General features: G+C 53.4%; 16 protein-coding genes and 1 pseudogene. 8 read left to right on the forward strand and 9 right to left on the reverse strand.

What is annotated here, in order from left to right; translation table 11 throughout:
• Together ACZRJ6_RS25920 and ACZRJ6_RS25925 are read right to left on the reverse strand one after the other, a co-directional pair.
• Window positions 1–487: hypothetical protein (locus ACZRJ6_RS25920; protein WP_463993565.1), on the reverse strand; the 487-nt coding region annotated here is incomplete at its 3' end.
• 82 nt (window positions 488–569) lie between these two features.
• On the reverse strand, window positions 570–1,397 hold the full coding sequence (locus ACZRJ6_RS25925) for a replication initiation protein (protein ID WP_463983183.1): 828 nt from the start codon (window positions 1,395–1,397) through the stop codon (window positions 570–572).
• A gap of 1,210 nt (window positions 1,398–2,607) precedes the next feature.
• On the opposite strand from ACZRJ6_RS25925, the gene ACZRJ6_RS25930 reads away from it, so the two are divergent.
• Entirely contained in the window at window positions 2,608–3,027 is a 420-nt protein-coding gene (locus ACZRJ6_RS25930) for a hypothetical protein (RefSeq protein WP_463863049.1), read from the forward strand.
• A 48-nt stretch (window positions 3,028–3,075) separates the two neighbouring features.
• Here the strand turns inward: ACZRJ6_RS25930 and ACZRJ6_RS25935 are convergent, their stop codons facing one another.
• Together ACZRJ6_RS25935 and ACZRJ6_RS25940 are read right to left on the reverse strand one after the other, a co-directional pair.
• Window positions 3,076–3,633 carry a GNAT family N-acetyltransferase gene (locus ACZRJ6_RS25935; RefSeq protein WP_153387373.1) on the reverse strand — a complete coding sequence of 186 codons (558 nt, stop codon included), beginning with the start codon at window positions 3,631–3,633 and terminating at the stop codon, window positions 3,076–3,078.
• On the reverse strand, window positions 3,599–3,919 hold the full coding sequence (locus ACZRJ6_RS25940) for a type II toxin-antitoxin system TacA family antitoxin (RefSeq protein WP_153387372.1): 321 nt from the start codon (window positions 3,917–3,919) through the stop codon (window positions 3,599–3,601). Before ACZRJ6_RS25940 ends, ACZRJ6_RS25935 begins: the two co-directional genes overlap by 35 nt.
• Before the next feature lie 339 nt (window positions 3,920–4,258).
• Here ACZRJ6_RS25940 and ACZRJ6_RS25945 point away from each other — a divergent pair, with 339 nt between their 5' ends.
• Entirely contained in the window at window positions 4,259–4,447 is a 189-nt protein-coding gene (locus ACZRJ6_RS25945; RefSeq protein WP_153387371.1) for a hypothetical protein, read from the forward strand.
• Window positions 4,448–4,621: 174 nt separating this feature from the next.
• Here the strand turns inward: ACZRJ6_RS25945 and ACZRJ6_RS25950 are convergent, their stop codons facing one another.
• Both ACZRJ6_RS25950 and ACZRJ6_RS25955 read right to left on the reverse strand, forming a co-directional pair.
• Complete coding sequence (locus ACZRJ6_RS25950) at window positions 4,622–6,121, reverse strand: methyl-accepting chemotaxis protein (protein ID WP_127882200.1); 1,500 nt, start codon at window positions 6,119–6,121, stop codon at window positions 4,622–4,624.
• 153 nt (window positions 6,122–6,274) lie between these two features.
• Entirely contained in the window at window positions 6,275–6,847 is a 573-nt protein-coding gene (locus ACZRJ6_RS25955) for a DUF6436 domain-containing protein (protein ID WP_048377739.1), read from the reverse strand.
• A 699-nt stretch (window positions 6,848–7,546) separates the two neighbouring features.
• Here ACZRJ6_RS25955 and ACZRJ6_RS25960 point away from each other — a divergent pair.
• The gene (locus ACZRJ6_RS25960; RefSeq protein ID WP_463966796.1) at window positions 7,547–8,161 is read left to right on the forward strand and encodes a recombinase family protein; all 615 of its coding nucleotides are present in this window, start codon (window positions 7,547–7,549) and stop codon (window positions 8,159–8,161) included.
• Between the two features lie 3 nt (window positions 8,162–8,164).
• Here ACZRJ6_RS25960 and ACZRJ6_RS25965 read toward each other — a convergent pair whose 3' ends face one another.
• Window positions 8,165–8,491 carry a type II toxin-antitoxin system YafQ family toxin gene (locus ACZRJ6_RS25965; protein ID WP_463966797.1) on the reverse strand — a complete coding sequence of 109 codons (327 nt, stop codon included), beginning with the start codon at window positions 8,489–8,491 and terminating at the stop codon, window positions 8,165–8,167.
• A complete protein-coding gene (locus ACZRJ6_RS25970) occupies window positions 8,469–8,750 on the reverse strand; it encodes a type II toxin-antitoxin system RelB/DinJ family antitoxin (RefSeq protein ID WP_463966798.1) in 282 nt (93 codons plus the stop codon). The genes ACZRJ6_RS25965 and ACZRJ6_RS25970 overlap by 23 nt, the downstream gene beginning before the upstream one ends.
• 388 nt (window positions 8,751–9,138) lie before the next feature.
• Here ACZRJ6_RS25970 and ACZRJ6_RS25975 point away from each other — a divergent pair, with 388 nt between their 5' ends.
• Together ACZRJ6_RS25975 and ACZRJ6_RS25980 are read left to right on the forward strand one after the other, a co-directional pair.
• Window positions 9,139–9,783 carry an AAA family ATPase gene (locus tag ACZRJ6_RS25975; RefSeq protein ID WP_176704755.1) on the forward strand — a complete coding sequence of 215 codons (645 nt, stop codon included), beginning with the start codon at window positions 9,139–9,141 and terminating at the stop codon, window positions 9,781–9,783.
• Window positions 9,784–10,222: 439 nt separating this feature from the next.
• Window positions 10,223–10,957, forward strand: coding sequence for a replication initiation protein (locus ACZRJ6_RS25980; protein ID WP_463970459.1), 735 nt, complete (start codon window positions 10,223–10,225; stop codon window positions 10,955–10,957).
• Window positions 10,958–12,290: 1,333 nt separating this feature from the next.
• Here the strand turns inward: ACZRJ6_RS25980 and ACZRJ6_RS25985 are convergent.
• Window positions 12,291–12,578 (reverse strand): hypothetical protein, encoded by a 288-nt coding sequence (locus ACZRJ6_RS25985; RefSeq protein ID WP_463966801.1) that lies wholly within the window; start codon window positions 12,576–12,578, stop codon window positions 12,291–12,293.
• A 170-nt stretch (window positions 12,579–12,748) separates the two neighbouring features.
• Between ACZRJ6_RS25985 and mobQ the strand changes: the two genes are divergently transcribed.
• The 3 genes and pseudogenes from mobQ to ACZRJ6_RS26000 all read left to right on the forward strand — a co-directional run.
• Window positions 12,749–13,837 (forward strand): MobQ family relaxase, encoded by a 1,089-nt coding sequence (mobQ, locus tag ACZRJ6_RS25990; protein ID WP_463970460.1) that lies wholly within the window; start codon window positions 12,749–12,751, stop codon window positions 13,835–13,837.
• A gap of 182 nt (window positions 13,838–14,019) precedes the next feature.
• Entirely contained in the window at window positions 14,020–14,466 is a 447-nt protein-coding gene (locus tag ACZRJ6_RS25995; RefSeq protein ID WP_463954518.1) for an HD-GYP domain-containing protein, read from the forward strand.
• Between the two features lie 295 nt (window positions 14,467–14,761).
• Window positions 14,762–14,959, forward strand: a pseudogene (locus ACZRJ6_RS26000) (hypothetical protein); the annotation flags it as partial.

A 14,959-nucleotide genomic window follows, 5' to 3' on the forward strand; every position in this document is an offset into this window, starting at 1 on the left:
CACCTTCCAGACTGACGGCAAGTTCATCGACCTGGATGCGCTCGTGGCGGGACTGGAGCTGGGCTGACGGAAATTTCTGGGATTCCGGCGTACAACCCCAAGTCGGGACTTCCCCTGGCTTCGCTTTATGAGTCGAAGCAGGTTTAGGGTCAGGCTTATGCTCGAGCAGTCGAAGTGATTGGCGCAGCTCTTGTATCTCTGCACGTAGCAATCGAACCTCTTCAACCAGTGGGTATAGGGCTGGGTGTAGGGCGTCCATTTCAGGTGTAGGGGGCGTGTAGGGCGAGGGTGTCGGGTCAAGTGTAGGGCGGTGTAGGGGATAGCCCTGCGGTTCGCCATAGACGCGGATCATTTCAGACAGGTCAATCACCTTTTGCCCTTTACCGTCCAGGCCAGCAGTTACGCGGCCTTTAGCCACGGCTTCATGCAAGGTTGAACGGTGTAAACCGTAGAGCTTTGCCATGCGGCCGATGGTTAATTTTGCCATGTAGGGCAGTGTCTGGTTCTGTCTGTAGGGTTCCAGACAGTTTTGCGCTGTAAATATGTGTTCAATGTCGAATGGTCACACATCAGGTCAGCCCTAAAGCCAGTTGAGTTAGTCGCGCACGTGCAGATTCCCAAGTTTCACCAGGCCGGGCCTGTTTTGCTATATCGCCATCTGACAGCTTGCCGCGTTTGGTGTTGGTTTTCCCATTAGTGTTGACCATGGATTTAGGCCCAAAACAGAATGCTAAGTGCGTGACCTTTCGACCTGTTTTCCGCTGTGTCCAGACCACCCGAAGAGGGCTGTGTTCTGTGATTTGCGCAACCGCTGGTTCTAATACCCATTTTTTAAAATCCTTGATCGATGGATACCGGCCTTCGAGTTGAAACCACTCACGGAGTTGGTCAATGGATATCTCCCTCTGACCAATGCTGTCCCACTGCATGAGCAATTCGTAAAGCCGGATAGCGTGAGTGCTATCCATTTGTGCTACATCGGCTAAAGCGTATTTTGTGAACTGTTTTGTGAGCTCTGTCAGATACGGCACCATGTCTTTGGTGAAGCGTAGCTCTACGCGACCCTCCCCCTCTCGATAGACAATTGTTTGCACCCAACCGGTAATCATGACGCTTGGTCGTTTACCATTCCCATTGGGCTCCTGGGTTAGCCGGACCTCTCGCCGTTTCAGGCGTAGAGCAGCTTCTTTAAGCTGGCTATATGAGGATTCAATGGGGACTCCGGCCATTGTAGAAATCTCCTCAGCAGTCACCGAGTACATCACTTCATCGGTGAACGGCTCGTTCCTTTTTACCTGACTGATACAGGCGAGAACGATCCGCTGCTCCTGGACACTAAGGCGATATGCTGCCTCTACAAGAGCGTTACTTTTGTAAACCATTGCTGATGAGCTCATATATGCTCCACTTCATTTTTTGGGAGTTTATATCTTTCTCCTACAATACAACAAATCCCTCCCTTTATGGCAACAAATCCCTCCCTTTATGGCAACAAATCCCTCCCTTTATGGCAACAAATCCCTCCCTTTATGAGCTCTACACCCCTTGTAGAACAAGGCGTGTAGGTGATCTAAAAGGTTTAAAAGGGAAAAGTAAAAAAGCGGCGGCTCTGCCGGGGCACCCCTACGGGGTTCCCCCACTTCGTGGCTCCCCCTCCCCAAATAATGCCCAGCCATAGGCTGGAGACTTTATTTAAGCGCTCCTTGGAGCGCAGTGGTGCCCTTTTGCGACTAGGAACACCCAAGTGTCTCTAGTGGGCTCACAGGCGATAAAAGCGAGTAATCAGTGACAGTGGTGAACCAGAGCTCAGCGCCATTAAGGGAATGGTGATGGTGCTCTTAATCTGGCGTGTGAAAGCATTAGCTTTGGATCTGATCCCAGGGAGTGGGGGTCCCCCTTTGGGGGTCGAACTGGTGAGCGCGTAGCGCGAATGCTTTTGGCGTTTTGCCCTTTTGTACCTTTTCACCTTTGTACTCTTCCTATGGGACTCCTATTGCTGAAGCCATAGCCGCAGCAATAGAAGGACCAATAGATCAGACAATAGATAATCCAAGACAAAAGCAGAACCACAGCGCGCCATCCCTTCGGTCTGTCGTGGCCGCCCTGCGGGACGCCCAAACCTTCCGGGGGAGCGCCCCGTCAGGCTTTCAGGGTTCCGACTCGCTGCGCGAGCCTCCACCCTCTTTCCTCCCCTGCGCCCTGGACGGGCTTGTCTCGAAAATTCACCAGCGTGCGCGCCCGGCAAAGCCGGACCAACCTGCATTCTGCCATTGCGCGACGTCTCGTTGCGGTCCGTTGTCCCTTTCTCGACTGCTCCATCGCGAATCCAGGTTGGTCCGGTTTCACCTGACGCGCACGCAAGCGGTGCGGCCGGATGCTTCGCACCCTGGTTTCGCCCTGAACGGGCTGCACCAGGGCAGAACGGAAAAATTTGGCCTGGGGGCCATTTTTCCTCACCCCCCTCGTGGGCTCGGGTGGCGTCTGTCCGGCTGTTTCCGCCGTCTTCGCCGTCGGTTTATCAGAGCGGCTAAGGCCGCTCTGGAAGCAGCTTTTAGCTGCCCAAAGTCTGCTGCGCTACCATGCGATTTTCGCCTGGGAGCAAACCTCATGCAGCGTTTAGCCAAACCTTCGGACTACGTCCGGCAAGAAGTTTTCGGTCAATCGACCTACGTGCTTCCCTGGGAGCCGCGGCTGTGCCCGGGAAATCCTGCGGACGATCCGGAGCTGGGAGCTCAGCTCTACAACGAATTTGCCTGCGCCGCTGCCCAGAGCGTTACACAGCGATCACCAGCTGAACAGATAGCAGACATTATCGAGTGGACCATTGCCACGCCTGGAGAAGCCGCGCGCAGCTTGGCTGCTGACCTCGCGGCGACCTACCAGGGAAAGCATCAGTTTCGAATGGAGGATCTGCAGCATTGGGAGGAGGAAACCAAGCCGCATCGAGCGCAGCTGATTTTTCACAATGAAGAAATTCTTAAAATTTCAGCAAGAACCATTATGGCTTTGAGGAAACGTGCAAATTAAAAATGTATTCGCCGCCAATAAAACTATTGGCGGCGATAAAAAAATAAATCAGGCGTCAATTGCTCCGGCAGATACAGCCGCGATCATCATCTTGATGGCGATGAACATCGGAATTGTACCGTCAGCATTGACTTCACCCAAATCACCAAAACCAAGGCTTTGGTAAAATTTAACTGCATTGGGTGCTGCATCTAAAAACATTCCTTTGATTGGAATGCTTTCATGAACAGTAACAGCCTGATCGAAAGCCATCATCAGAAGCTCACAGCCAACACCTTGTTTTTGACGTGAAACGTCAACAGCAAGCATGCTTAGCTTGACCGCTGGAACCTGATTGGGTTGATTCCCCGATTCCAAATAGGTCTGGATTCTGGCTTTATCCAAAATAAGAAAAGTAAGAGTGCAAAACGCGAACACCTCTCCCTTGTCGTTAATTGCTCCGATTCCAGTAACATTTTCGCTTTTCAGAGCACGCTTAAGGTTGGTTTTGAAATAGTCGTCAAGGACCACTTCGCCACAACTGAAAGTTTTCGGAAAAGTATAGGATGCGTAATGGTCACGCAAATTGTTATCAACTTCGTAGTTTTCTGTCTCTTGCACGTTCATTTTTATTCCTCATAAGTTTTACTAAGGTTGGGGTTGGTGTCGCATTTTCATCGCTCTCACGAAGAATTTCGTGTAACCGGGAGAAAGCTTTTTCAGAAAGCTCCAATCGGTTGTAATTTTCCATTACGGCTTCTGCTTTTTCAAAAGCGGAAGACATGATGAAAGAAGTCATGTCTAGACCTGAAATAGTTGCTGCTTTTCTAATGAAGTCTTTTGCGAATTCAGTGGTCTTGAGGTCAAGACGTGCAGTTTTACTGGTATTTAAGGTTTCAACTAATGTAGACATTTGGGTCACCTGCAATGTTCTAAGTGGTATTACTTCCTTACGGTTGGTTATAAATTCCAATAGCGCTCACGCACTTTTGATTCCATGGAGTTCGACATTTTAGTCCTCGTTTTCAGTTTGTTTTTCAGTGTGTTTGAGTATGTTTTTAAATTAGGTTTAGTTTTTTCAATTCGTTGAGTTGTCGACTCAGTACGTACAATAGCCGTACTTTGTCGTTTTGTCAAGCTGTACGTTCATTGTACGTATTCATATTTTATGTGAACGAGCTGCTGAAAAATCGTCCATCACGTCATTTTCAAGGTTGCTAAAATTGATCCTTACCTACAAGGAGTAGTACCGATGGCGATTGAGAACGTTAAGCAGCTGAAGACCGTAAACGGAATTACCCAGGCGCAAGGTCTGCTGGATCAAGGCTGGATAATTCTGGCGGTGTGCGTGATGCAGGATGGCAGCAGTCAATACGCCGAGTATCACTTGGGCCTTGAGCAATTCCCGGCAGGCACCTCCAAGGTGTTTTCGCGCAAGTAGTGAGTCCTACGCGTTACGCATAACGACGTTTATGGTAAATCGGGTCAAGATCATACCGCGTGCCAGTGCGAGCCCGGCACTGGCACGCGTCCGACTGTTAATGTCGGACTCGACACACAAACATCAGCCAAGTAGTCCGTAAGATTTGCCTGCCAAGTCGGGGCTATTCAGCGCTTAGCGGCTAACGCGGAAGCGACCAGTCAAACGGCTCAAGCGATCGGCTAACTGGCTGAGTTGCTGGCCATCGTCGTTAAGATTGCTAGCATCGCCGAAGCTTTGCTTGGCTACTTGTTGCACGCTGTGTAGGTGCTGACTAACTTCTGCACTGGTCGCAGCTTGCTCGTGGGTGGCGGCGGCAATCAGCTCGTTCATTTGAGTAATACCGCTGATGTTTTGCGCTACTGTGCCTAGCAGTTCAGCAGTCGCTTGACTGTCTTGTACGCAGCTGCGCACGCTGTCTCGGCTTTCTTGCATAGCGGCCGCTGCTTGGCGGCTACCTTGTTGCAAGCCACTGATGATTTTTTGTATTTCAGCGGTAGACAACGCAGTTTTCTGCGCCAGATTGCGCACCTCGTCAGCTACGACGGCAAAACCACGACCATGCTCGCCAGCACGCGCGGCTTCAATCGCAGCATTTAGGGCTAGCAGGTTGGTTTGATCCGCAATCGAGCGGATCACTTCCAACACCTTGCCGATCTGCTCGGACTGTTCTGCCAGCGCCTGAACCTCGGTTTCAGTAACGTCGATTTGTGTGGCCAGTTTGCTGATCTCGCTGCGCACATGGTTGACCGAGCGACTACCCTCGGCAGCTTGCTGGTTGGCGGCTTGAGCTGCCGCCGCGGCGCCATCAGCATGTCCAGCCACTTCGTCAATGGCGGTGCTCATCTGCAGCATAGCTGAGCTCATGTAGATGATTTCGCCTTGCTGTTGCTCTGCCCCAGAGCTTAGGTTCTCGGTGGTTAGCAGCAGACTGTCACCCATTTTTTTCAGACTTTTTGTGTCTCTAATCACTTCGCTGACCAGATCGTCCAAGGTGCCAAGAAATTGGTTAAAACCTAGGCTAACTTTGCCCTGCGCACTGCTGCGGTAGCTGAGGTTGACTTCGTCAACTCGCTCAGTGATCTTCTCGGCAGCTTGCATCAGCGCCGCGCTTTCAACGGCTTCCGCGTGAGTCTGCATCGCCAAGTAAATCAGAATTGCGCTTTCTGCTACGACGTAGAGCGCATGCAGGAAAATGGTTGACCAACTGCCGCTCGGCAGCACAACAACGTCAACACCTTGAGCTTGTAAGGCAAAGAAACTCAAGTGATGCACTGCAATCACCAATGCGGCTACCACGATCGGAAGCCAGTCACGGTAGTACACCAAGAAAGCCAGTAGCACGAAGATGCTGAAATGCATTTCAAGCATGCCGCCAGCTTGGTTGATGTGCAGGGCCGCCATTACCATATACGCCGCGCCCATTACGCAACGCAACAGACGCTGGCCGCTGATTAGCTGGTTAAGCAGGCTCATCACAACCGCTGTACCACCTCCGACCAGGAGCGCTTGACCCCAAGCACCATGCCAGAACGCGAGTCCGAGCGAGTACACAAACATCAGCCACAGCACACCCAGCATGATTCGGTCTGCTTTTTGGTAGTGCTGTTGAAGGGGGGAGAGGTTAGCGGACATGGCGATAGGCTCTAGGTGGTGCTGCAGTCGTGGTGAGTGTTACATAGGGCTAGCTTGATTTAGGCGCTCGACAACTTCTGTATCGGCAAGGTGAGTCTAAGGATGAGCATGCTTTTGCGCGTGATGCCGTAACGCGTTGCCGGTTTGTGATCGTCAATTGTTCGGCCAGTCGCAGAAGCAGCCTACGGCCATTGTGTTATTTGCGTTTACGGGTCTGCCAGCACTCAGGGCGTCGAGAATGGGCTCGATAATGCTGTTACTAGAGGTGCAGGTTGCGCCTTCGCTGTAGGGGCCGAAGTATGCTAATTGGCCTGTCCGGTCCCAGATTGCTACTGCCGGGCTGGCTGGTATTCTGTAGATGCCGCTCAAGGCGGGTAAAGTTTTCAAAGCGTTCAGGGCTTCAGGTAATTGGTCGTGACTACCTGGCGTTTGCACCGCGTAGAAACTAACACCCTGTGGGCCGAAGCGCTTAATAAGCTCGGTAAGGTGCTGCTGGTTGCCGACATTGCATGGGCAGGACGGGTCCCAGAAATGTATCAGGCGGATCGGGCCTGGACCCGCAAGCTCATCAGGCAGGTGCAGCAGCTCGCCGTAGAACAACGCGGTCTGCTCACTGAAGCTGCGCAGGTAACGTGCTTCGTACCACCAGTAGGCGACTAGAATGGAGAGGCCCCAGAGCGCAATTAGCAGGCTGGCCATAAGGGTTTTACGATTCGAGCGGGTCATGGGCAGTCTTTAATTTTAAGACGCAACTTGCCATAGCTAGGGTTTACCAAAGATCAGATGGCCAAGTGTTTAAGGTCGCAATGACGTTTCAACCGGAAAACAAGAAGGCCTTGGGGCAGAGCAACGCGATTCGCCGTGGGCAGGACTAAATACGCCTGATCAATGGCTGTCATTCTGAGGCGACAATGCCGTCTTTCACGGCCTGCTTGAGGTGGTGGATTATCTGATCTTGATAGGCTCTGTATTGACCTTCTAAGCGATCGATCTCGTACATCTGATCTATCCAGACCTCATCAGAGGCATCCTCTACGAGCTTTTCTTGATTCCGCCAGATATTACCAGCTGCTCTGTAGCTTCTAGCAACGTCAATAAATGTTGATCAAAAGCCAGAGTTTTCGCAGTATTGTTGGTAACCAAAATCCTAAATCCATGTGTAAATATCTAGGCATCTTATAACATATTTTTTATATCGGTATTGATATTTTACGATCGTCTGGAAGACCCAAGACTAGCTCTCGATAGACAGCCAGATTCGATCCATTACGAAATGTCATAAAACTCAAAAAACCGAGTGAATTGTCGCATAATTTCTAAGTTACGCGACAGCCACATTGCCCCCGGATTTGCTGGCGATGGCCTGTCGCATGTGTCTGTCGCGCAATGGCATGATGCTGCGACCATAACCTGCGACGACTAATCATGCGCGACGACAACGATCCCGGCACTCTCGACCTCATCACTAGCGGCCTCATCCTTGGCTATGCACGTGTGAGCACCGACGACCAGGATCTAACGCAACAGCGTGATCAGCTACGCCTAGCTGGATGCAACAAGCTGTTTGCTGAAAAGGTATCCGGCGCACGTCGCGTGCGGCCTGAACTGGATCGCATGCTCGATCATCTTCGCCCTGGTGATGTGGTCACTGTTACTCGGTTAGACCGATTGGCCCGCAGTACGCGTGACTTACTGGATATTTCTGAGCGGATTCGTGGTTGCGGTGCTGGCCTGCGCAGCTTGGCTGAGCCCTGGGCAGACACCACCTCACCAGCAGGACGCATGGTGATGACGGTGTTTGCAGGTATCGCCGAGTTCGAGCGTAGCTTGATCCTGGAACGTACCCGTACAGGCCGAGAGGCCGCCAAGGCGAGAGGTGTGAAGTTCGGCCCTCGCCCGACTCTCACCAAGACACAGATCGAGCACGCTCGGCGTCTAGTCGATCAAGATGGTTTCACCGTGAAAGCGGCAGCGGAGCTCCTGGGCGTGCATCGTTCAACACTCTATCGAGCGCTGAATAAAGCGATGGGTGGCGCATGAGCGTCACTCGTTGAACAGTTCAGCGTGAGTGCCGGCGCGGACAAAAATGATTAAACCCGTTTTACCGCTGTCATCGGTTTTGTAGGCCAGCAGGAAGTCGCCACCGACATGGCACTCACGATGCCCTGCCCAGTCTCCCTTGAGAGGGTGGTCGAGCCATTCAGCACCGAGCGGAGCATCGTTAGCAATCAGCAGCAGCATGGCTTCTTTGAGCCGGTTCATGTCGTACCGGCCTGAACGAGATAGGCGCTCCCAGTCCTTGATGAATGATTTGGTGTAATCAGCTGCCCTGGGCAGGCTTGCTCGTTTACTGGCGGCTGTTTTTTTCAAGATCGTCGAACAACTCATCTGCAGTGGCAAAGCGAGCATTGCGAGCTTTAGCAATTGCATCGGCTTCAGACATAGCCGCACGGGTCGCAGCATTCGGGACTTTAAGTTCGAGCGGGAACGCCTGATCAGCAACGACACGATGTAGAAGCAAACGAACAGCGTCAGCCATCGTCAGGCCCATAGCGCCAAGCGCTGTGGTTGCTTGCGCTTTGAGGTTGTCGTCAACGCGGATGTGCAGCATTGAAGTTTGTGCAGTCATGGTCACAGGCCTCCTGTATTGCCATCTATTCTGTATCTCTATTGAGATACAGTCAACGGTTGGCTATTCATGCACTGGTTTTGGTTGCGCGACCGGGCACCAACGAGTCCCCACCAGGGTAATCAAGGAAGGATTCCGGGTTGCCTGCAGCAGCTCTGCCAGCACCTAGCCGGCGCTGGCCACCACCCGAAGGGGGAAGGATTCCGGCTACTGCCGCCGGCTCGCTTCAAGCGCTCGTATCAACCTGCTTCGCATTTTGCTGATACCTACAGCGTATCAGCGTATCCAAAAGCGCGTGCTATTAGTTGTGAAGTCACAATTCATAACTAGCTATCGTGATACCCTCACAAGCAAATTAGTCGCAATTCACAATTAGGAATTATGAATTATGATCGTTGTTATTGGATGCAACAAAGGGGGAGCTGGGAAGACCACTACAGCCGTTAACCTTGCTGTAGCGCTTGCTCGGCGTGGTTCGGACGTGTGCCTGGTCGATGCTGACCCGCAGCGCTCTGCTTCTAGATGGCACGCAGAGCGTGAAGCTGCAGGGTTAAAACCCGCCATTACACTCATCGAGAAGCGAGACAACATCACAGCAACACTTAAGACTCTTGGCGAGAAATTCGACCATGTGTTGGTTGATGTCGCTGGACGAAACTCGCGAGAGCTCATCACGGGAGCAGTCATAGCCGATGTGATTATTGCGCCTCACCAGTGCAGTCAGTTGGACCTGGATACGCTCGGCGAGCTCCAAGAGCAATGCGAGCGCGTTCGTGACTTGAATCCTGATCTTCGCGTTTTGGCCTACCACAGTATGGCCAGCACAAATCCCGCAGTGCGTGAAACGGAGCGCAAAGAATTCTTAGCGTACTTGGCTGAGTTTCCGAGCATTCAGCCGTTGGATGCTGTTGGGTTCTATCGCAAGGCCTATAAGGATGCGATTCCTTCCGGTAAGTCTGTGCTTGAGTGTGACAACGCCCAGGCTGCTGCTGAGATTGATCAGCTGACAAAAGAGGTTTTTGGTGATGCCTAAGCCCCCCAGTCAGACAGCATCATCCAAACCAAAAAATCTGCCCAGCCAGGCAGAGATTGAAGCCCTAGCCCGCGATTTAGTGGATCGACCTTACGGTGAGTCGCAGCCCAAAGCGAAGAAGGCAAAGCCGGTGACCATCAGTCTCCCACCAAGCCTTATTGAACAGCTAGAAGACAAGGCCCTAGAGAATAAGAGAGCGGGCGTTGGGCCGAAGACCGTAAGTGCAATCATACGTGAAGCCCTCGCCATATCTGGGTTTGTGAATTATTAATTCATAATTCATAAGTAGCGCTTGGAGGAATACAGACCGCTATGTAAAGCAATGTTGCTTTACATAGAGAGCTAAAGATTCCGGTCTAAAAGACTAATGGATATTTCTATTTTAGCTGTTTAGTATCTAGCTAAGCCTGTCTATGGATTTAGTCTGATGAGAAGTGTCGTGGCAGAACCGGCAGCATCCAAGAAAAATGTCACCAAGTCGAATGACCTGGTGACAGCAGCCTATAAGCTCACCCTAAATGAACAGCGTTTGCTTCTGGCGGCAATTTCACAGATAGATCCACGCAAGCCGATGCCGCGCCCCCTTTCGATCACTGCTCCCGATTTCTCAGAGCAGTACGGAATCCCTCTAAAGCAGGCCTATGAAGCCTTGAAGGAAGCTACGGCGGCGCTTTATGAGCGTGATATCAAGACCTACGATGGCCGCTACAAAAGCCGCTTTCGCTGGGTTGATCGTGTGGATTATTTGGATGGTGGAGGTGAGACGAAGCTGTACTTCACTGTCCACGTGCAGCCTTACCTAGTCCACTTGAACAAGAGCTTCACAACCTACGAGCTAAAGCGCATTGCCGCGCTGTCATCTACCCACTCCATCAGGCTGTTTGAGCTACTGCAGCAGTTCAAAACTACAGGGCTCTATACAGTCAGTGTTGATGACTTCCGTGACCTGCTAGAGCTAGGCCCCTCCTACGAGCGCTACAGCAACCTAAAGCTGAAAGTAATCGATCCAGCCATTACCGAGCTAAGGGAAAAGAGCGGCCTGCAGATTGAGTTGAAAACCGAGAAGAAAGGGCGGTCGATCAATCGGCTCATTTTTAAATTTAGAGATGACGACCAGATGAAGCTTAATTTTCCTGATGCAGACGCGCTTGTGGATAACACCCGGAATCTTTAGCTCTTCAACCCGGAATCCTTAGCTACTTACCCGGAATCTTTAGCTCTTCAACCCGGAATCCTTAGCTACTTACCCGGAATCTTTAGCTACTTAATCGCTGCAGCCCTAGTGCCACGTGGCCTGCAGAGGTGCTAAAAACAAGATTTAAAAACAAGATAAAAACAAGAAAAAACAGGTTTAAAAAGCGTCCTGCAGAATTTTGAAACTGAGCACAAAAAAATCGAAAAAACGCGGCTCTGCCGGGGCACCCCTACGGTGTTCCCCCACCCTGCGGGCGGCTCCCCCTCCGGTTAGCTATGTTGTGCCGCAAGCGGCACAGCTTCTACCAGGCGCTACGCGCCTCCTGGCGCCAAAACCACCTCTCGACACAGAACATCACCGGCATAAAAAGCCAAATCACAAGCAACAGCTGAATGCCTGGCCTACGGCCAGAAGCTATTTTTTGAAAAACACGACACCAGCTCCCAGGCACTCCGTAGTAACTCGGCGGTATCAAATCTGTAAAAGCGAGTAATCAGTGTGGGGGGTTACTGAAAATTTGCGGGGAGCCTGCACCACTGCATGCGCCTCAGGCTCGCCTAGAAGCGCGTATGGCGATTTTCCTTCGCAATTCGTGGAATCTACTGCCTGTACCGTCAAAACGCTTCCTGCGGCCTTCTAGGCGGCTCTGGCGAATTCTTCAGCCGTAGGATCGCCCGCGTTCGTCAAGATCGATGCGTAACGCGTCGTGTGCGCCTGTGCGGGTATGTCGAGAACTTCACGGGGGACTTCTTGGCGCTGATTGCAGAAGGCGAAATAGCCGCATTGCTGTGTTGTTTCGAGAATGACAGCCTCATTTTTAAGTACGTGCCGAACATTCCAATTCCTGATCAAGTCATGTGCCGAGTCGACAAATAGCATGCGGGTTACCTCTTCTGCCCATTAGCCCGTGCGGCTTTGCCGCATGTTTCAGTGGAGGTTAGCGCAGGTGGGGCAGGTTTCCTGCCGCGCAGGCGCTGAGCAGGCCGTGCTTTTGCGTTCTTGAATCAGCACTGATCCCAGATTTCGATGCCCAGGACGGCATCAGGCGGACATGCGTTGATTCGCTCCTGGAGCACTTCGGGCGTGAAGTAGAGCGCCGGGTACATTCTCCGATTTGCTGGCAGCATCGGCAGTATGTCGCTGGCTATGCCCCTGTATAGGCTGGGGAAGTTGTCAGAGCGCGACTGTGTGAGCTTCCCGGCCTCAAGCAGATCATCGACCCATTTGGGCCACCGTGCTTCCCAAACGGCTAGCGTATTTTCTCCCCGGACTGCCTCAACGTCAGGGTACATGTAGACGCGCGTTAGGAAGCTCATTCACCACCCCCAGCCACCAGTCGCTTGAAAGCCTCAGAGCCTTGCCCATCCTCACCCAAAACCGCGATCCGTTCAGCTGGTCGAGTGAGGAAGCTATCAAGCAATGAGAGAAGAACTGCGCGCTTCTCGGTGGATTGGGTTTGCTGATGAAGAACTGCTGCGCCTACCAACACCTTGACCCGATCATCTGCCTTTTTGGCTGTAGCTCGCTGTCGTGCTTCTGCCTGTTGAATCTTGGCTGTGAGTTGGTCGCGCTTTCTTTTAAGCTCTTCTAGATCTGCCATGTGTAGTTGTCTCTGCTTGGGTCTGAATTTTTGATTCTACGCTAGAGTATGGACGTGTACAGTGCGACCCTGAAAGAAGAGAAGGGCGCACTTACGCAAACTTCGTTTGCAGCGCGGTCGGCAAGCCGACAAGATCAAAAGACAGAAACCAAAAGCGAGAATCCAAAGCCGTGGCGCTCTACTCCGCATCCGTGAAACCTATTAGTCGTGGTGGTGGCCGTTCCGCCACTGCCGCTGCTGCGTACCGGAATGCCGAGCAAATCACCGACATGCGCACCGGAGAAATCCACGACTACCGCCGCCGTTCCGGCGTGGATAACGTCGAAGGTTTTGCTCCGCACGGCCATGCCGTGCAGGGCAGTGCCGAGCTATGGAACAAGGCCGAAGCCGCCGAGGTTCGCAAGAACGCCCGCGTGGCCCGTGAAGTCCTGGTCGCCCTGCCGCACGAACTCGACCAGGTGCAGCGCAGCGACCTGGCCAAGTCGATTGCCCAGGACTTGGCCAACCGCTACTGCACAGCCGGCACGCTGGCCGTCCACCAGCCCGATCGGGAGGGCGACAACCGCAATCACCACGTCCACATTCTGATGACCACCCGCCGCCTGGAGCCGTCCGGCGAGCTTGGCGAGAAGACCCGCGAGCTGGACGACGTGAAGCGCGGGCCGCAGGAAATCGAGTGGATCAGAGCCATGATCGAGGCGCGCACCAATCACGCCCTGGAGCGCGCTGGGTTGGATGTTCGCGTGGATCGCCGGTCGCTGATCGAGCAGCGCGAAGCCGCGCTGTCAGCGGGCGACCTGGAGCGCGCTGACGCCCTGGATCGCCCGGCGACCATCCACGAAGGCCCAAGGGTCACGCAGATCCGCCGTGAAGCTGCTCGGGCTGGCCGTGCCCCCCTGGGCGCGTTGGATCGAGCTGCGGCGAATGACCAGGGCCGCGAGCTGGTGACCGACCGCAAGGCGCTGCGCGAGGTGTCGGCGCAGATCATCGACTTCGAGAAAGCCCGCGCTGCGCGTGATCTGGCGGCGGGTACCGCCGCTGGTGGCATGGATGCGTTCAGGGCGCGCTTCCAGCAGAACCAGGAGCAAAACGCCCGCGCCGATGCGGAGCGTGAACGCATGGCCAGCGAGATGCTGCGCGTTGCCCAGGAGCGGGCTGCGCTTGAACGCCAGGAGCGAGCAAGAGAGCTGGCCAAACAACTCAGCCGTGGCGGGCGCAGCAAGGGGTTTGGGGAGCAGTGGAACCAAAAACCAACGTAAGGCTTAGCTAGAGTTCACCGCTGCCGAAAATAGGGGCGGTTATCCAGACTTTGTTTTACTGAACGACTTTTCTGCACTGCTTTTCATGCGTTTGGACGGCCTGGCGTCAGTGCCTGCCAGGGTTCGACAAAAGGATGGTTTTCCCGAACTAACCAGACGCCACAAGGGTTTGCGGGCAGGCGCTGGGCTTAAGTGCACTTTCTGTTCCGTTGCTCCCCAAACCCCATATTCTGCTCAAACCGGGGCAGCTTACCGATCCCGAGCGCGAGATCATGCAGCGCCACACGCGGATCGGGCATGCCATCCTGCGTGACGGTGAAGAATCTCCGTTGCTCGAGATGGCAGCCGAGATTGCCATGTATCACCACGAGCGCTGGGATGGGACCGGCTATCCACAAGGTCTGAAGGGGGAAGAAATCCCGTTGGCCGCACGTATTGTCGCATTGTGCGATGTCTATGACGCGCTGCGTTCACCTCGGCCATACAAGCAGGCCTGGCCTCTCGAAAAGGCGCAGGCTTACGTTGTCGAGCAGGCTGGGCTGCACTTTGATCCCTGTTTGGTCGAAGTAGCCAAGGGCATATTCCAGCAGATCGAGGAGATGCAGCATCGCCTGTCCGATGCTTGCTGAAGTCGAGGTTGGTCGGGCCGCCGCGGCAGCTACCGCGACGCTGTTGCGGTCCGTCGTGCCGCTTCCAGCCTGACAGCTCGTCAGTCATCAGCGCGCCGGCCGTTGTTATCGCTAGTGGACGACCGGGGTGAAATACGGCGGTAGGGTGGTCATCGCTAGGACAAGCGAGCTGCCAACCATTGCTCGTGAGCCGGCGTCGGGGCACGCGCCGCATCAAAAACTGTTCGGTCATTGAACGACGGGGTGTTGTCCCTTGGTCGAATCTTCTATGTTTGAATGAAGCGAAGGCGCAACGAAAGGAATCTTGGTTACCACGTCTGATTACGGCCCAGATTCATACGCCTTCGCAGCTGGAAAGCCACTAGTCCTTCTGAGTGGAGCAAACCTCCTAATGGGGGATGTAAGCCGGAACCCCAGAAATTTCCGTCACCCTAGTTGGGTGGGCTCAACACTCGTGTCACCAGCTACCTTCTGGAGAATCGAGCTCGGCCAT

The sequence above is a fragment of the Pseudomonas sp. C321 genome (genome assembly GCF_055407105.1).